General features: G+C 67.9%; 14 protein-coding genes and 1 tRNA gene. 7 read left to right on the plus strand and 8 right to left on the minus strand.

Features of this window, described 5'->3' with window-relative positions:
• Positions 1-11: 11 nt before the first annotated feature.
• Positions 12-929: an acyl-CoA thioesterase gene (locus tag AQZ52_RS14925; RefSeq protein ID WP_156424976.1), complete on the plus strand. Its 918-nt coding sequence runs from the start codon at positions 12-14 to the stop codon at positions 927-929.
• Positions 930-983: 54 nt separating this feature from the next.
• Here the strand turns inward: AQZ52_RS14925 and AQZ52_RS14930 are convergent, their stop codons facing one another.
• The 6 genes from AQZ52_RS14930 to uvrC all read right to left on the minus strand — a co-directional run bounded on the left by AQZ52_RS14930 (position 984) and on the right by uvrC (position 8,463).
• Positions 984-1,811, minus strand: a complete 828-nt coding sequence (locus AQZ52_RS14930) for a hypothetical protein (protein WP_067912707.1) — start codon at positions 1,809-1,811, stop codon at positions 984-986.
• A complete protein-coding gene (locus tag AQZ52_RS14935; protein ID WP_156424977.1) occupies positions 1,808-2,953 on the minus strand; it encodes a hypothetical protein in 1,146 nt (381 codons plus the stop codon). Before AQZ52_RS14935 ends, AQZ52_RS14930 begins: the two co-directional genes overlap by 4 nt.
• A gap of 442 nt (positions 2,954-3,395) precedes the next feature.
• Complete coding sequence (locus AQZ52_RS18615) at positions 3,396-4,511, minus strand: hypothetical protein (protein ID WP_067912713.1); 1,116 nt, start codon at positions 4,509-4,511, stop codon at positions 3,396-3,398.
• Between the two features lie 158 nt (positions 4,512-4,669).
• Positions 4,670-5,149, minus strand: a complete 480-nt coding sequence (locus tag AQZ52_RS14945; protein WP_067912716.1) for a hypothetical protein — start codon at positions 5,147-5,149, stop codon at positions 4,670-4,672.
• The gene (locus tag AQZ52_RS14950; protein ID WP_156424978.1) at positions 5,146-6,342 is read right to left on the minus strand and encodes a hypothetical protein; all 1,197 of its coding nucleotides are present in this window, start codon (positions 6,340-6,342) and stop codon (positions 5,146-5,148) included. The genes AQZ52_RS14945 and AQZ52_RS14950 overlap by 4 nt, the downstream gene beginning before the upstream one ends.
• A 141-nt stretch (positions 6,343-6,483) precedes the next feature.
• A complete protein-coding gene (gene uvrC, locus AQZ52_RS14955) occupies positions 6,484-8,463 on the minus strand; it encodes an excinuclease ABC subunit UvrC (protein WP_082698093.1) in 1,980 nt (659 codons plus the stop codon).
• 145 nt (positions 8,464-8,608) lie between these two features.
• Between uvrC and AQZ52_RS18230 the strand changes: the two genes are divergently transcribed.
• Positions 8,609-9,019 carry a PilZ domain-containing protein gene (locus tag AQZ52_RS18230; RefSeq protein WP_169793756.1) on the plus strand — a complete coding sequence of 137 codons (411 nt, stop codon included), beginning with the start codon at positions 8,609-8,611 and terminating at the stop codon, positions 9,017-9,019.
• 3 nt (positions 9,020-9,022) lie between these two features.
• Here the strand turns inward: AQZ52_RS18230 and AQZ52_RS14965 are convergent, their stop codons facing one another.
• Positions 9,023-11,638: a porin family protein gene (locus AQZ52_RS14965; protein ID WP_240481686.1), complete on the minus strand. Its 2,616-nt coding sequence runs from the start codon at positions 11,636-11,638 to the stop codon at positions 9,023-9,025.
• A 244-nt stretch (positions 11,639-11,882) separates the two neighbouring features.
• Between AQZ52_RS14965 and infA the strand changes: the two genes are divergently transcribed.
• The 5 genes from infA (at position 11,883) to AQZ52_RS14990 (ending at position 14,099) form a co-directional block, all read left to right on the plus strand.
• Positions 11,883-12,128, plus strand: a complete 246-nt coding sequence (infA, locus tag AQZ52_RS14970; protein ID WP_054120758.1) for a translation initiation factor IF-1 — start codon at positions 11,883-11,885, stop codon at positions 12,126-12,128.
• Between the two features lie 16 nt (positions 12,129-12,144).
• On the plus strand, positions 12,145-12,738 hold the full coding sequence (locus AQZ52_RS14975) for a Maf family protein (RefSeq protein WP_240481689.1): 594 nt from the start codon (positions 12,145-12,147) through the stop codon (positions 12,736-12,738).
• The gene (locus AQZ52_RS14980) at positions 12,731-13,738 is read left to right on the plus strand and encodes a ribonuclease (protein WP_067912731.1); all 1,008 of its coding nucleotides are present in this window, start codon (positions 12,731-12,733) and stop codon (positions 13,736-13,738) included. The genes AQZ52_RS14975 and AQZ52_RS14980 overlap by 8 nt, the downstream gene beginning before the upstream one ends.
• Positions 13,735-13,926: a DNA gyrase inhibitor YacG gene (locus AQZ52_RS14985; RefSeq protein WP_067912734.1), complete on the plus strand. Its 192-nt coding sequence runs from the start codon at positions 13,735-13,737 to the stop codon at positions 13,924-13,926. The genes AQZ52_RS14980 and AQZ52_RS14985 overlap by 4 nt, the downstream gene beginning before the upstream one ends.
• 97 nt (positions 13,927-14,023) lie before the next feature.
• Positions 14,024-14,099 (plus strand) — tRNA-Phe (locus AQZ52_RS14990).
• Positions 14,100-14,555: 456 nt separating this feature from the next.
• Here the strand turns inward: AQZ52_RS14990 and AQZ52_RS14995 are convergent.
• Positions 14,556-16,661, minus strand: a complete 2,106-nt coding sequence (locus tag AQZ52_RS14995) for a sodium-translocating pyrophosphatase (RefSeq protein WP_067912737.1) — start codon at positions 16,659-16,661, stop codon at positions 14,556-14,558.
• Positions 16,662-16,716 lie beyond the last annotated feature (55 nt).

Raw genomic sequence — 16,716 nt, forward strand, 5'->3', positions numbered from 1 at the left:
GCGCCTTGGCCATGACCGATGCTCCTGAAAACGCCGATCCCGCCGCGCTGGTCGATGGCCTGTTGCGTCTGCTCGATGTGGCCGATGGCGGCGGCGACCACTTTGCCGGTGCGCGCAAGCCGGGCGGGGTGGGCCGCGTGTTCGGCGGGCAGGTGATCGGGCAGGCGCTGGCCAGCGCCGAGCGCACCGTGCCCGGGGATCGGCCGGTCCATTCGCTCCATGCCTATTTCCTGCGCGGCGGAGACGAGGCGTTCGGCATCGATTTCGAGGTGATGCGCGATCTCGATGGCGGGAGCTTTGCCAACCGGCGCGTGGTGGCAAGCCAGCCGGGCCAGGATGGCGCGACACGGCCGATCCTGACCATGGTCGCCTCGTTCCACAAGCGCGAGCCGGGCGTGGAACATGCCGAAGCGATGCCGGCGGTGCCCGAGCCCGAGAGCCTGCGCAGCGAAGCCGAATTGCGCGCCGAATATGCCGACAAGGTGCCCGAGCGGCTGCGCCAGCAGATGCTCACCCCGCGCCCCATCGAGCTGCGACCGGTCGAATCCCGCCACTGGATGGGCGGCCCTCCGCGTGAGCCGCTCTCCCACACCTGGATGCGCGCGGTGGCGCCGCTGCCCGACGATCCCAAGCTGCACCGCGCGGTGCTCGCCTATGCCAGCGACATGACCTTGCTCGGCACTGCGACGCTGCCGCACGAGATCAGCTGGTCAAAGGGCAACATGATGGGCGCGAGCCTGGATCACGCGATCTGGTTTCACGACGATTTCCGCGCCGACGAATGGCTGCTCTATGTGTGTGACAGCCCGTGGGCGGGCCGTGCGCGCGGGTTCAACCGTGGACGGATCTTCACGCGTGAGGGCCGGCTGGTGGCCAATGTGGCGCAGGAAGGGCTGATCCGCCCGCTGACGCGCAAGAGCGAGGCCTGACGTCCGAATGCCGTCGGCAAGGCACTCCGCCCGCGCCCTGACCCGGGGCAAGCCCTAGGGCCGTGCCACGCAGTTGCGCTGCTTTTCGAGGACGGTGGTGGGCACGATGCGTTCCGCCGCATCCGTGAGCGCGCGGTTGGGCGTGGTGGGATCGGAGAGATACACCACCAGCTCGTCGAAGTTGCGGCAGGTGCCGAGGCTGTTGTCGCCCATGCCGTAGAGCGTGCCGACCCGCGTGAGGTACATCTCGTAAGGATCCTCGCGCTTGGACCGGGGAGCGGGCTTCGCGGCGGCAGGCGCTGCTTTGGCAAGGCCTGCGCGCGCCTTTGCCGGGCCAGCGGCAGGCGGCCGCGCCGGACCCTTGGCAAGACCGCCTCTCGCAGCGCCGCCTCTGGCAGCACCGCCTCTGGCAGCACCGCCTCTGGCAGCACCGCCCCTAGCCACAACCCTGCCGCGCCCCTTGGAGGCCATGCGGCCGCCCGCTTTGCCGCGCGGGCCGGCAACCGCTCTTGCCCTGGGCGGCGGCGGGGCCGCTTCGGGCTCGGGCTCAACCGGCGGGGCAGGCGCTACAGCAACCGGTGTGATCCGGTCGCTTTCGGCAATGTAGCGCCGCAACCGGCGGTTCGCTTCCTCGAACATCGTGCTGCGCAGGTTGGCCATCTCGTCGTTGTGATCGGCCATCATCACGCCGACCGACTTGCAACGCAGCCCTACGACCATCAGCATGGTCTTGAATTCGATCAATCGCGCCGCGCTGACCGTTGATGCATCCGGACATTCGGCAGCCTGCGCTTTCGATGATGTGAAGACGAACGCAAAGGCAGCCATGCCGAGCGCCGCGGCGCGCCCCTGCTTCGCGAGCGTGGCGCCGAGCGTGCTCATCGCGGCGCGTCGCAGGGAATGATCGGCACAACCATCAGCGCCTTGAACGCGTTGACGAGCGCCGATTGCGTGAAGAAGGCCTGATCCGAGATCTGCTTGTAGGCGCGCGATTCCGCCGCCACCGCATTCTGCGGCTCCACCGTGCCGCTGAGATTGTAGCGATCATAGATCGACTGCAATTCGCGCAGATACGCGCCGGCAAGATCGTTGTTGCGCGTGGCTGCCTCTACCGCCGGGCGATAGACGTTGTTGTGGAAGGCGTTGCGCGCATCCGCCGAGCAGAAGCTGGCGGGGAAGTTGATCTGCGGAACCGGAACCAGGATCGGGCGCGGCGGCAGGGCGAAATCGGCCGGCAGTACGCCAACCGCGATCGGGCGCTGATTGCCCGGGTCGCCGCTCGTGCTGCCATAGGATGGCGCTTGCTGCGGTGGTTGCTGCTGCATCACCGGCGGTGCCGGCGGCGGAGCGGACGGCTGCATGGTCTGCGCCGGATACTGTTGCGGCGGCGGATATTGTTGCGGTGCGGGGTATTGTTGTGGGGCCGGGTATTGGGCCGCGCCATACCCGTTCGCCATCTGCTGCTGCGGCTGGGGTACCATTCCCTGAGGCGGGCCCGACTGCGTTACCGGCTGCGACACCTGGGTTGAGGTCTGCGCCGGGGGCAGGGTGCTCTCGGTGCCCTGCGGCTTCGCCGGGCCCTTGATCTTGTCCAGGATGTTCTTGAGTTTCGAACCGTCCTCACCCTCTGCTTTCGGGGCAGGAGTGACGAAGGCAGGCTGGTCGGCAGGATCGGTCGGTTTCTCCACCACGGGGGGCAGGCCAGGTTCGGGCATGTCTGCCGCGGAACCAGACATGCCGCCGGGAGCCGGCGGCGTGGCGACTGGCGGCGTGACAACCGACGCAGCGGTCGGGGTAAATGTCTGAGAACCTGTCGGCGGGGCGGGTGGCTGTGCGGGTGCAGGCGCAGGCGCTGGCGCTGGCGGCGAGGCAGGCGCGGCGGAGCGCAGCTTGCTGATCTTGAGCCGCGCCAGATCGGCGAAGAAGCCGTTGGGATACTTGGCGAGATAGACTTCGTACTGGGCAGGATCGCCGGAATTGTCGACCGAGGCCCAGAACTGACTTTCGATTTGGGATGTAGACACGGGTGCGCCCGGAGCCGCAGCCTGCCCATGGGCCTGCACCGTTACCAGCAATACGCTTGCCGCAGCACCGGCAAGCCAACGTGCCGATGCAGGCAAGCGTGCCTGATTATACAATCCCCCGATTGCCTTGTCCGCCACTCTGATTCCCCACATCGCCCGTTGTTGTGACGGCCGATGTTCTTGCCCTGATTGCAGAGCGACTAACACAGTATGGTACCGATTCGAAGTAGACAGTGACGAAAGTCCCGCGAATCGGCGATAGTGTTGGAAATATGTCGCTTTCACGAGGCAATTTGCCACGTTGCGCACGCGTTTTAAGCGCTTTTCGGACGGCTTGGGGACGGTTTCAGGACTCCAAAACGAGGCTCTGTGCGAAAATCGGTGCCATTTTGGCAATTCTGATTCTCTACTCAGGGAACCGAATAAGACGCCTCTGCACCCGCTATTGTGCCAGGGCGACGCAGGTGCGCAGCGGGACGGCCATGAGCGCATCGAACTGGTGCACGAGCGCGGTCTGAACAGCATAGGCGCGGGCGGCCTCTGCCTGATAGGCGCGCGCTTCTGCCGCGATGGCGTTGAGCACGGCGGTATCCCGGCCAAGCTGACCACGGTCATAGGTCTGTTGGAGTTGGCGCAGATAGGCCACGGCGGCTTCGTTGTTGCGCGTCGCGATTTCCACGGCCGGACGATAGGCCGAATTGTGGAATTCGTTGCGCGCATCGATGCTGCAGAAATAGCTTGGCAACACGACATTGGGCACCGGCAGAAGCAGCGGGCGGGCAGAGGAATAGCTGGCGACCGGAGCGGCAGCAGGAACAATGGGCCCGGGTGCAGTTGCGGGTGCAGGCACGGCTGCCGGGGCGCTGACCGGCTGCAGCGTTGCCGGCGCGGAAAGACCGGGGGCTGCCGCGGGCAACGGCTGCACCGGCGGTGCGGGCGTGATCAGAGGTGCGCTTGCCGCACCGGCGGCGGGCTGGGACGTGCCGTCATCCGGGCTGCGCAGTTGCGCCAGCAGGCGGGTCAGCGGTGTGTCGGCAGTGTTTGTGGCGGCACTTGCCGGGACAGGGGCGGCGGACGTGGTGGCAATGCTGGCTGGGGCAGGGACGGGTGCCGTCATGGCGGGTGCAGTGGAGACGGCCGGCGTGGGTGCGAGCGGTGCGGTAGCCTGCGGCATCGTCAGCACAGCCGGGGTCGGGGCGGGCGGAGTGATGGCCTGCTGGATTGCGGGTACCGGGGCGGCCACCGCCGGCTGCACCGCCGTCGCGCGCTGGATCGCGGCAATGCGCGCGCGGGCAAGGCCGCTGAAGGTGCCATCGGGATAGCGGGCGAGATAGGCTTCGTAGCTGCCAACGTCCTCGCTGCCGGTGACCGACTGCCAGAAGGTCAGCTCGAAGGCCGAGCCGACGCCGTTGGGCGCGGCGGCCACCGGTGCGGCGGGCGCGGGCGGAGACTGTATGGCGATCTGGGCCTGCAGCGCGGCGGGGGCCGCGGCGCACACGAAGAGCGCGGCGATCAGGGCGGGCCGGGCGGCGGTACCAAAGCGTTGCATGCGCATCATGTGCTCCCCATGTGACAGGCGGCGGCAGGCTGTACCGTGCGACGACGCGCCCTTTCCTACAGTCTGGTCTCCCTTGCCGCGTTCCTTGCCCGGTGATTGGTGGACGAGCGCCAAAGGCATGCGGTTAACCTGAAACTCACCGTGTTTTTTACGAGAGCTCAATGCTCCGCGGCGCAGGCCATCTCGTCGAGCTTGGGGCGCGCGATCAGCGTTTCGGCAACCTGGGCGAGGAGGCGAACATCGGGCACCTTGGCGAGTTCGCCGGCAACCTGATCGAGCGTCTGGCAGGTGGCGAGCGTCGTTGCGCCGCCGCCATAGGTATTGCCGAGGATCGTGGCATAACGATCGAACCCTCCGCTGTGCGGATCGATCCCGTCGCCGCCAAGGTAGTGGCGCAGCCGCGTGGCGGCCTGGCCGAACGGGGCCTGGTGGGCGACAACCATGGTCTCGTACGTGCCGCGCATGTCGTAGCCGATGCGGCTGCAGCGCAGCGAGACGACCATCATCATTGTCTCGAACTGGTGGATGCGCGCGGCGGTCGCGGTTTGACTGTCGATGCAGGCGGCCTGCGCGGGGGCCGCGAACAGGAGACTGCCGAGAGCGAAGACGGCGGCGGTGCGGGGGAGGAAAGGCTTCACTGGCTTGCTCCGCAAGTGCTGACGGGGGTGGTCATGATGTCTTCGAACTGGCCCGAGATCTCGTCCTGGATCGAACCGGCCGCATTGGCGGTACGCGCGAAATCGCGGGCTTCGGCAGCGATCGCGCCTTGCGCGCGGGTGTCGCCGCTCAGCTGATAGTTGTCATAGAGCGTGCGCAGGCGCCGCACGTAGGCGGCGGCGACTTCGCTGTTGTGCTGCGCGATGGCGAGCGCGGGCTGGTAGACGCCTTCCATGAAGGCGCCGCGCTGTTCGGCCGAGCAGAAGCTCTGCGGAATGGCGACTTCGGGCATGGCCATCAGGCGCGGGCGGGTGGGCATCGCCATTTCCTCCTGCAGCCCATACTGGCTTCCGGGGGTTTCCTGCGATGTGACGAGCTGGCCGAGCAGGAGGCCGAGCGGCGAGACCTGACGGCCGACGTCGGGCATCTCGATCGAGACAGCAGCAGTCGAGACAACCGCGCGCATGAAGCGGGCATTGCCCGCCGCGTTGGCTGAGCGGCGGCTACGGCGGGGCGCAAAGCTGGCGTACTCGGCGCGAGGGGCAGGCGCAGCTGCGGAGACCGGGGCTGCCGGCGTTTCGGCGCGGGGGGGCGGGATCGGCGTGGTCTGGGCGGCGATGGCAGCTTCCAGTGCGGCAGCGGAGGGCAGCGCGACCGGCGCGGCGCCGAGCGCGGCGAGCACCGTTGGCGTGGCGATGGGCGCAGGCGGTGGAGCGGCTTCGGCTGGGCGGAAGACCGGCGTAGCCGTGGGCGCAAGCGGGGCAGCGGGCGCCGCGGTGGCGGTGGATGCAGCAGGGTTGGCAGGCGCGGGGTCGGCCGAGAGCCTTGCGAGCAGGCTGGCGCTTGCAACGGGCATGCCATCGGGGTTGCCCAGAAGATCCTGCGCCGGTTCAGGGCGCGCAGCGGCAAACGTGAGTGCCGGCGGTGCGGTGGCGGCGGGCGGCGGGGTGAGCTGGGCGATGGTCGGCGGCGGCGCGGCGGTGGAGATGGCAGCTGCGGAGGGGGCGGCAGCCTTCGCGGCTTCGGCGGCGGCCGTTGCGGCGGCGTTGGCGGCCTGGGCAGCTGAGCGCAAGCGCTCGGCATCGGGCGCGGCGTCCTGCGCCAGCACGGGCGGGGCGGCGAGCACGAGACCCGCGCTCGCCAGCAGGCCTTTCAGAACTCGGTTTCGCGTCACGCCGCAGCTCCCGTCGAGATTGGATCAACGGCCGCTCTGAAGGCAATGCGACCGTGCCACAGGGTATGCCCCGCGCGTGGTGGAGATCATTTCAAGCGGAGGCTGCGTAGCTCTCCCTATAGGGTCGGTAAGAAGCCGGTTTCAGGCGCCCGGATGGTAGAAATCGTAGACCGCCTGGGCGACGGCGGCGCTGACCCCGGGTGCGCGCTGGAGGTCTTCCAGACTGGCGGCGCGGACTCTGCTGGCAGTGCCGAAGTGGAGCAGCAGCGCGCGCTTGCGCGCCGGGCCGATGCCGGGGACTTCGTCGAGCGGGCTGGCGGTGATCGCGCGGCTGCGCTTGGCGCGGTGCGCGCCGATGGCGAAGCGGTGCACCTCGTCGCGCAGGCGCTGGAGGTGAAAAAGCACGGGCGAATTGACCGGGAGCATCTTCTCGCGCCCGTCCATGAAATGGAAGACCTCGCGCCCTTCGCGCCCGTGGTGCGGGCCCTTGGCGATGCCGATCAGGGTGACGTCCTCGATGCCCATGGCCTCCAGCGTCTCGCGCGCGGCGGACAGTTGTCCCTTGCCGCCGTCGATCAGCACAAGATCGGGCCACATGCCCGCCTCGCGGTCGGGGTCGTCGTCCTGCACTTTGGCGAAGCGGCGCTGGAACACCTCGCGCATCATGCCGAAATCGTCGTTGGTCTGCGCTGTCTTGATGTTCCACTTGCGGTACTGGCCGGTGAGGAAGCCCTCCGGCCCCGCGACGATCATGGCGCCGAGCGCGTGGGCGCCCTGCACGTGGGAGTTGTCGTAGACTTCGACCCGGTTCGGGGATTCGCCGAGTTCGAGGAATTCGGCCATCTCGCGCCAGGTGCGCGCCTTGGTGCCGCTTTCGGCCATGCGCCGCTCGAGCGCCTCGACCGCGTTGCGCTGGGCCTGTTCCATCAGGCGGCGGCGGTCGCCGCGCTGGGGGACCGATATCTCGACCTTGCCGCCCGCCGCGCCATGCAGGGCTTCGGCGAGAAGGTCCGCTTCCGGCAACTCGCGGTCGACGAGGATCAGGCGTGGCGGCGGGACTTCCTCGTAGAACTGGGCGAGGAAGCTGGTCATGACCTCGTGCTCCTCCAGCCCCTCGGTATGGCCGGGGAAGAAGGCGCGGTGGCCCCAGTTCTGACCGCCGCGGATGAAGAAGGCCTGGATACCGATCTGCCCGCCCTTGTTTGCCATGGCGAAGACGTCCGCATTGCCGACGCCTTCGGCATTCACGGCCTGGCTGCCCTGAATGAAGGTCGCCGCGCGCAGGCGGTCGCGCAGCATGGCCGCGCGCTCGTAGTCGAGCGCTTCGGCGGCCTCGGTCATCTGCGCCTCGATCTCCTTCTGCACCGCGCCCGATTTGCCGCCGAGGAAGTCCTTCGCCTGCCGGACAAGCTCGGCGTAGTCCGCCTCGCTGATACGGTCGACGCACGGGGCCGAGCAGCGCTTGATCTGATAGAGCAGACACGGGCGATCGCGCCGCGCCATGTAGCCATCGTTGCAGCTGCGCAGCAGGAACAGCTTTTGCAGCGCGTTGATCGTGGTGTTGACCGAGCCGGCGCTGGCGAAGGGGCCGTAGTAATTGCCCTTGGCCCGGCGCGCGCCGCGGTGCTTCTGGATGCGCGGGAAAGCGTGATCGGCGCGCAGCAGGATGAACGGGAACGATTTGTCGTCGCGCAGCAGCACGTTGTAGGGCGGGCGATAGCGCTTGATCAGCTGCGCTTCGAGGAGGAGCGCCTCGGCTTCCGAATTGGTCGTCACGATGGTCATCGAACGCGTCTGGCTGACCATGCGCTTGAGGCGCTGGGGAAGGCGATCCACCTGCGTGTAGTTCGCGACGCGGTTCTTCAGCGCGCGCGCCTTGCCGACATAGAGCACATCGCCGCGCGCATCGTGCATGCGGTAGACGCCCGGCTTCGGCTTCAGCGTGGCGACGACTTCGCGGATCGCGGCCACTCCGCGCTCGATATCGGGCTGGTCTGAGCCGCGGACGGTATAGGTGGCCTTGTCTTCGTTGAAGCGCTCGGAGGCCTGCGGCAGCAGGGGCTCAGGCACGTGCGGGCCGGAGTGTGTTTCGGATGGAGAAGGGGGCTTGCTGCGCGCCATGGCCGGGCTTCAGATAGTCGCTCGGCGCAGGCTTGGGGAGGGGCGCGGCGCAGATATCCCCGCACCGCGACCGGCCCATAAGGGAAAGCTGCTAGGCGCGACGGGAGGGTCGTTTAAGAGGTCCGCGCGCAGACACGGGCGTATCATGAGTACGCCCACACCCCAGCCGATCGTCCCGATGCCTCGGATCACCGGGCGTAGGGCCATGCCGCGCGTGCGGCTCTACGTTCCGGCGCAAGTGGAGTTGCTGCAGGGTACGGCAAACTGCCTGCTCGACGATCTTTCGCAGACCGGCGCGCGGGTGACGATGGCCGGGCGCATGCCCACGCCCGGGGCGAACCTGGTGCTCAGGATACAAGGACTCGACGCGTTCGGCACGGTGGTCTGGTCGCAAAGCGCGCGCTTCGGCATCCAGTTCGAGGATGTGTTGCCGCTGCACGATGTGGTAAACCTGCGCCACTTCGCGGATGCCTATGTCGATCACGAGGCCGACCTTGCGCGCAGCAACGCGCGGCAATTCGTGCAGGGGCCGCCTCGGCTGCAGCGCCAGACCTGAGCTTCAGAACTGCTTGCGCAACTCGATGGAGAACACGCGGCCCTCCGGATTGAGATAGCCGCGCTGGTAGCGCAGCGGTGTTTCGCCGGTCTGGTCGGTGACACGCTGAACCGCGTCGAACAGGTTGTTGACGCCGAGCGCGACACGTGTGCCCTTGAGGAACGGCGCGCGGCTGACAAGCCCCGGCATACGGCCAAGATCGATGAAGCCGCGCAGATTGAAGGTGGCGAGATCGCCGAAATCGAGGCGGCTCGTACCCGGCACGCCTGAACCGTCGACACGTGTTCCGCTGGCGTAAGTGCCGGACACGCGCAGCCCGAACCCGCGATAGAAGCCGCCGCCTTCGAGCGTGGCGCTGCGCCTGGCGATGCCGGTGCCCGAAAGCGCATCGCCGTTCAGCAGATCAAGCACGCGCCCGCCCGCCACGATCCGTGCCGTCTCGTCGAGTTCCTGCGTATAGGCCAGGCTGAGGTTCCAGTGGCCGCGCCCGTCCGCACCGGGGCCGCGTCCGCCGCCCCCGCCACTACCGCCGCCTCCGGTGCGGGCACCGGCAGTTCCGCCGCTGGTGCCGGGACCGCCGCCACCGCCAGGCCGGCGCATCCCCGCAAAGGCGCTGCGCCTCGCGTTCGGATCGGGCTTGCCGAAGGGGCCGCCGAAATTGAGGCTGGCGCGCAGGCGCGAACCGGTGGTTTCGGCGAAGGTCACCGCGCGCTGGTCCACGCTCACGATGCGGCCCGTCGCATCGCGGGTGACCCGGCCCGGGAAGGCCGCCTCGACATCGGGGGTGAGCAGCGGAAAGGCGTTCGTCGTATCAAGCGAGCGGTTGCGGAAATATTCGAGCAAGAGCGCGGACTCCTTGCCGATGGGCAGGTCCCAGTTGGCTGAGAGCTTGATGTCGCGCTGGCGTTCCTTTTTCAGCGCGGGGTTGCCTCCGGTGATGACGGTGGCCAGCACACTTTCCCCGCGCGTGAAATCATAGAGCGCGACGCCGGTGGTGACGGTGACCGGCGCGCCGAGATCGGCAAGGCCGGGCGCCTTCTCGCCTGAGATATAGTTGGCGGCGAAGGTCAGCCGGGGCGTGACGCCCCAGGTGATCCCCGCGCCCCAGGCGGTCAGGCTGCCGAAATCCGACAGCGTATGCGCCTCGGCATTCACGTTGAGCGCAATGTCGCCAAGCGTGCCGCCGAAGTTTTCGCGGCGGCTGGTGATGGGAAGGTCGAGGCTGAGACCGGCCTGCGCATCGCCGCGCCGGAGATTGGCGGGCGCGGCGAGCTGGCGCGAATCCGCAGAGCGCAGGCCGGCATAGGCAAACCCGGCCTTGAGGGTCAGCGCGGCCTGACCGCCCGGCAGGCGCAGCGGCGTGCCGGTGACGGTGGCGAGCGTGGTCGCGGTATCCGATTTGCTGCGCGCGATGCCCTGCGGCGCCGGGAGAATCGCCTCGGCCGGCAACGCGCCCGAGGCAAGCAGCGTGCCCTGGTTCACCAGGGTCTGCAGCCCGGAAAGGTCTGCCCGCGCATCGATCGTGGTGGTGGTGGCGACGTGGCTGCCGTCCGCCGTCCAAGCCAGTTGCCATGCGCCGACGGGAAGATTGAGCGTCGCCCCGGCGGATACGGTATCGGCCACGGTGCGGCTGGCCAGCGGGGCAGGCAGCAGCGTGCTGCGCTGGATCAGGCTGCCATCGGGGGCGGTTAGCACGACGCTGTTGAGCCCGTTGAGGCTGCGGTTGTCGTTGCGCTGGACGAGGCCGTTCAGCGTGACCGACGCGCCGGTGCCGAGCGACCGTGCCCAGGTGCCGTTGAGCACGGCGCTGCGCGCATCGGCAAGCAGCGTGCGGAAATCGCCCTGTTTCGGATCGGTGGAGACACGGGCGGCCCCGCTCGCCACAGGCTGGATGATGCCGCGCTCGGCCTCTGTCAGCGGGGTGCGGCGCTCGAGCGTGCCGGTGAGGTTGAGCCGGCTCGCCTTCTCGATCCGGGTGAGGGTCATTTCCTCGCTGAGATCGTTGAAGCCCCCTGCGCCGGGTACCTTGAACTCGGTTTCGCTGCCGAAGCTGCGGAACTTGTCCTTGAGGATGAAGTTGACCACGCGCTGATCCGGCCGGAAGCCGTATTTCAGCGCGACTTCCTCTGGCAGCACATCGACGCGGCGGATCGCCTCGGGCGGGATCGAGCGGATCTCGCGGAAACTGGCGATGCGCAGGCCGTTGAGGAGCACGGAGGGCGCGCCGTCGCCGCGACCGCGTCCGGTGCCTGTCTGCGGTGCCAGAGCGGTGAGCAACGCCTGCAGCGATCCAGCGCCATATGCGGCGATATCCGCCTCGCCGAGGGAGATGATCGGCGGCGATATGGTGTCTACCTCGCCGCGCACGCGTGTGGCGACCACCACGATGTCGCCGTCCGGTTCGGCCTGATCGGTAGCGGGCGCCTGCGCTTCGGCGGGCTGGGCTTGGGCAGGCGGGGTGGTGGAGGAAGGAAGGTCAGGGGTCTCGTCTGCGTCCTGCACGGGCGGCACCGCGAGGGCCGGCAGCGGGAGGAGGGCCATCGCCAGCAAAAGGCCGGGGCGAGACCCAGCCAGAGGCAGGGCTCGTCGGCGGGGGGCGGCGCGATCAGGCAGGACCATCGTGACAAATCCCATCGGCTGGCCGGCCATTCCTGTCCGGCGAAAGGTTGCTGCCCCCGCCTCGCTCCTAGGTCGGGGCAGTCGCACCGGACAATGACCCTTTCGTATCAATTTGTCGCAGTGCAGCAAACGGCTTGGTGCTTTCCTTTTGGCGACTTAGCCGCTATGCGCCCCGCAAATGGGCGCGATTTGGCGCCCGCGATGCGTTGAAACCGATCACACGAAAAGGCAGACGACCCCGCCTATGGCGAAAGAAGAACTCCTCGAGATGCGCGGCCAGGTTGTCGAACTCCTGCCCAACGCGATGTTCCGCGTGAAGCTCGAGAACGAGCACGAGATTCTTGGCCACACCGCCGGCAAGATGCGCAAGAACCGCATTCGCGTGCTGGTGGGCGACGAGGTGCTGGTCGAACTGACGCCCTACGACCTGACCAAGGGCCGTATCACCTATCGCTTCATGCCCGGCCGTTCGGGGCCTGGCGGCTTCTAGGGCCGGGACGGCCGCCGTGCCGTCGGCTTCACCACAACCCGAACTCGTTCTGGCCTCGGCCAGTCCGCGTCGCCGCGAGCTGCTGGGTCGGCTTGGCATCGCCGCATCGCGCGTAGTCGCGACCGATATCGACGAGAGCCCGCTGCCCGGCGAACTGCCGCGCGCCCATGCCGTGCGCCTTGCCGCGGCCAAGGCGCGGGCGGCGGCCGGTCAGGCGCCCGATGCGGTGATCCTTGCGGGGGATACCGTGGTCGGCGTGGGACGGCGCATCCTGCCCAAGGCCGAGGACGAGGAGACCGCGCGGGCCTGCCTCGCACTTCTCTCCGGGCGGCGGCACCGCGTGTTCTCGGCCATCGCCGTGCTTGCGCCGGACGGCCTGCTGCGTGAGGCGCTGAGCGAGACGATCGTGCGTTTCAAGAGGCTCGAGCCCGCCGAGATCGAAGCCTATATCGCCGGCGGCGAATGGCACGGGAAGGCAGGCGGCTATGCCATCCAGGGCAGCGCCGAGGGGTTCTGCACGTGGCTGGCCGGAAGCCATTCGGGCGTGGTCGGCCTGCCGCTTTACGAAACGCGCCGCCTGCTGCGCGCGGCAGGGCTGGCGATTGCCTGAGTGGCTCATCGAACAGGGGATCGGCGAGGACCGCGCGGTCCTTGTCGATGCGGGCGAGATCGTGGCCGCACGCGTGGTCTGGGATGAACCATGGCGGGTGGGGGCCATCGCCGAAGCGCGGCTCGTCAGCCGCATTCCCGGCACGCGCCGCGCCGTGGTGCGCCTGCCGGATGGCACCGAGGCCCTGGGCGAAGGCTTCGATCCCGCGCTGACCGAGGGGCGTCCGGTCATGGTCCGCGTGACCCGGTCCGCCATTGCCGAAAAGGGCCGCACCAAGCTGCCGCAAGTTCGCCCTGCGGCGCGAGAAGAACCGCGCCCCGCCCCTTCGCTGCAGGAGGAACTGGCGGCCGGGCCCTGCCCGGTGCGCAGCGTGCCCATTCATGGCACCGCCTTTGCCGAGGCCGGGTGGGACGATCTCGTGGCCGAGGCGCTGACGGGCGAGGTCTCCTTTGCCGGCGGCAGCCTCGTGATCAGCCCCACGCCGGCGATGACCCTGATCGACATCGATGGCCCGCCGCCGCTGCCCGCTCTGGCGTTGGCGGCGGTGCCGGCGGCCGTTCAGGCGTTGCTGCGGCTCGATATCGCCGGATCGGTGGGCATCGATTTCCCTTCGCTGGCGGAGAAGGCACAGCGCCAGGCCATCGATGCCGCGCTTGCCGCCGCGCTGGCGGGAGCGGGGGCCGGGACGGGCTGGCAAGGCGAGCGCACCGGCATGAACGGCTTCGGCTTCGTTCAGCTGGTCTCGCGGCTGGAGCGCCCTTCGCTCGTGGCGCGGTTCGCGCGCAGCCCGGCGGCCGCCGCCGCGCGCCGCCTGCTGCGGCAGGGCGAGCGTGTGGCGCAGCCCGGTGTGCTGTTGCTCACCGCGCACCCTGCCGTACGCCGCGCGATGCGCGCCGACTGGGAGGCCGAACTGACCCGCCGCACCGGCCGGCGCATCCAGTGGCATGAAGATGCAGCCCTTGCGCCGAGCGCCACCTTCGCGCAGGCCATAGCCGTATGACCGACTCCGCCCCGCCCGCCATCGCGGCTTCCGGCCGCCGCTGCCCGATCTGCCGCAAACCGCGCGTGGCCGATTTCACCCCGTTCTGCTCGGCCCGCTGCCGCGACCGCGATCTCGTGAACTGGCTGGAGGAAGGCTATGCCCTGCCAGGACCGGTCCACGATCCGGAAGGCGACCCGGACGCCTAGATTTCGTCATCTAGGGGCTGGACAACCGATACAGCCTTCGCCATAGGCGCGCTTCCAACGCGCGGAGCGCCCCCTTGCGGCGCCCCACGACGGCAATGCCCGGGTAGCTCAGTTGGTAGAGCACGTGACTGAAAATCACGGTGTCGGCGGTTCGACTCCGTCCCCGGGCACCATTGGCCCCTTCCTGCGTCAGCACGCCGGACGACGACCATTCCCAGGCGTGCCGTTCCTCGCTCCGCAGATGCGCGACAACCAGTTCATGGTACGCCAGCGGTGCAAGCGACTGAACCCCATGGTCTTCATTCATCGTCAAGCACTCGATCCCTTCGGCAACGATGCGACATATAGCCATCCTGCCTTACGGGGGCGTAACCAACTCGATATCATCAATTCAAGTCGTTAAATCTGCAGTTCGCTCAACAGCACAGAAGGAAACCAATCTGTATGTTGTAGGGCTGCCATGCTGGTCGCAGATGACACTCTAACACGCCTAGTCTCTGCAAATTGGATCGGCTGCGAATATAGGAAACGGATTTGTGCTGCCGCTGGAGGGCGCAGTCGCAGGCACAAAAAAAGCCCCTCCGGTCAGGGAGGGGCTTTTCCTGAAGGCTTTTCAGATCAAGGCCGGATCAATGGCCCGCCTGCGCCGCCAGCGCTGCCAGCAGCAGCAGGGCGACGATGTTGGTGATCTTGATCATCGGGTTCACGGCGGGGCCCGCGGTGTCCTTGTAGGGATCGCCCACGGTGTCACCGGTGACGGCAGCCTTGTGGGCATCGCTGCCCTTGCCGCCGTGGTGGCCGTCCTCGATGTACTTCTTGGCGTTGTCCCACGCGCCGCCGCCCGAGGTCATCGAGATGGCGACGAACAGACCGCCGACGATCACGCCCAGCAGCAGCGCGCCGAGCGCGGCGAAGCCGTTCTCCTGGCCCGCGACAGCAGCGATCACGAAGTACACCACGATCGGCGCAAGCACCGGCAGCAGCGACGGGATGATCATTTCCTTGATCGCGGCCTTGGTCACGAGGTCGACGGTCCGCGCGTAGTCCGGCTTCACGTCATAGGTCATGATGCCGGGGTTTTCGCGGAACTGGTCGCGCACGTCCTTCACCACGTCACCTGCGGCACGGCCCACCGCGGTCATGCCCATGGCTCCGAAGAGGTAGGGCAGGAGCGCGCCGAGCAGGAGGCCGACGATGACGTAGGGGTTTTCAAGGCTGAACGACACGTTGAGGTTCGGGAAGAACTCCCTGAGGTCGGTGGTGTAGGCGGCGAAAAGCACGAGCGCGGCAAGGCCGGCCGAACCGATCGCATAGCCCTTGGTGACGGCCTTGGTGGTGTTGCCCACGGCATCGAGCGCGTCGGTCTTCTCGCGGACCGAATCATCGAGGCCGGCCATTTCGGCAATGCCGCCGGCGTTGTCGGTGACAGGGCCATAGGCATCGAGCGCGACGACCATGCCGGCCAGTGCCAGCATCGCGGTGGCGGCATAGGCAATGCCCATGAGCCCGGCGAGCTTGAAGGCGATGATGATGCCGGCGCAGATCACCAGCGTGGGCAGCGCGGTCGATTCAAGGCTGATCGCGAGGCCCTGGATCACGTTGGTGCCGTGGCCGGTTTCCGAAGCCTTGGCGATCGAGCGAACCGGGCGGTAGTTCGTGCCGGTGTAGTACTCGGTGATCCAGATGATCAGGCCGGTGATGACGAGGCCGAGCAGCGCGCAATAGAACAGGATACGGCCCGAATAGGCCTGCCCGCCGATGGACGCTTCCATATCGCCGCCGAGGCTGTGGGCAATCGCCCACCAGATCGCGGGAACCGAGAGGACGGCGGTGACAAGGAAGCCCTTGTACATCGCGCCCATGATGTTCTTGCCGCCGCCGAGGCGGACGAAATAGGTGCCGATGATCGAGGTGACGATGCAGACGCCGCCGATGAGCAGCGGCATGGCCATCAGATCGAGGAGGTTGGGCGCGCTCTTGAGGAGCAGCGCGGTGAGCACCATGGTGGCGCCGACGGTGACGACATAGGTCTCGAACAGGTCGGCGGCCATGCCGGCGCAGTCACCCACGTTGTCGCCCACGTTGTCGGCGATCACGGCGGGGTTGCGTGGGTCATCCTCGGGGATATTGGCCTCGACCTTGCCGACGAGGTCGGCGCCGACGTCGGCCGCCTTGGTGAAGATGCCGCCGCCCAGACGCGCGAAGATCGAGATGAGCGAGGCGCCGAAGGCGAGCGCAGTGAGCGCCTGCACGACAGTGCGGTCGGTGCCGTTCACGGTAAAACCGGCGGGACCGGTGAGGTACCAGAAGAACACCGCGATCGCGAGGAGCGCGAGGCCCGCCACGAGCATGCCGGTGATCGCGCCCGCGTTGAACGCCAGCGTCAGGCCCTGCTGCAGGCCCTTCTGCGCGGCGGCGGCGGTGCGCACGTTGGCGCGGACCGAGATGTTCATGCCGATGAAGCCGGCGACGCCCGAAAGGACCGCGCCGATGACGAAGCCCACGGCCGAGATCGGCCCGAGCGCTGCTGCGACGATGACGGCGACAACAACGCCGACGATGGCAATGGTGGTATACTGGCGACGCAGGTAGGCTTGGGCGCCTTCCTGGATCGCGGCGGCGATTTCCTGCATCTTGGCATTGCCGGCATCAGCGCCGAGCACCTGGCGACTGGTGATGAAGCCATAGACAATGGCCAGCAGCCCCAATGCAATTGCGGTTACGGTTAAACTCACTTCAGACACCCCCTTCTTATTACCGGCCTGTTTTCAGCCGGTCCCCGTCGTTCGC

Source organism: Novosphingobium fuchskuhlense (genome assembly GCF_001519075.1).
Classification (GTDB): domain Bacteria; phylum Pseudomonadota; class Alphaproteobacteria; order Sphingomonadales; family Sphingomonadaceae; genus Novosphingobium; species Novosphingobium fuchskuhlense.

Excerpts from the sequence above, each read along its gene's own strand:
- AQZ52_RS14925 (WP_156424976.1), top strand. The coding sequence starts at position 12 with ATGACCGATGCTCCTGAAAACGCCGATCCCGCCGCGCTGGTCGATGGC.
- AQZ52_RS14930 (WP_067912707.1), bottom strand. The coding sequence starts at position 1,811 with ATGAGCACGCTCGGCGCCACGCTCGCGAAGCAGGGGCGCGCCGCGGCG.
- AQZ52_RS18615 (WP_067912713.1), bottom strand. The coding sequence starts at position 4,511 with ATGATGCGCATGCAACGCTTTGGTACCGCCGCCCGGCCCGCCCTGATC.
- uvrC (WP_082698093.1), bottom strand. The coding sequence starts at position 8,463 with ATGGCGCGCAGCAAGCCCCCTTCTCCATCCGAAACACACTCCGGCCCG.
- AQZ52_RS18230 (WP_169793756.1), top strand. The coding sequence starts at position 8,609 with ATGAGTACGCCCACACCCCAGCCGATCGTCCCGATGCCTCGGATCACC.
- AQZ52_RS14965 (WP_240481686.1), bottom strand. The coding sequence starts at position 11,638 with ATGGTCCTGCCTGATCGCGCCGCCCCCCGCCGACGAGCCCTGCCTCTG.
- infA (WP_054120758.1), top strand. The coding sequence starts at position 11,883 with ATGGCGAAAGAAGAACTCCTCGAGATGCGCGGCCAGGTTGTCGAACTC.
- AQZ52_RS14985 (WP_067912734.1), top strand. The coding sequence starts at position 13,735 with ATGACCGACTCCGCCCCGCCCGCCATCGCGGCTTCCGGCCGCCGCTGC.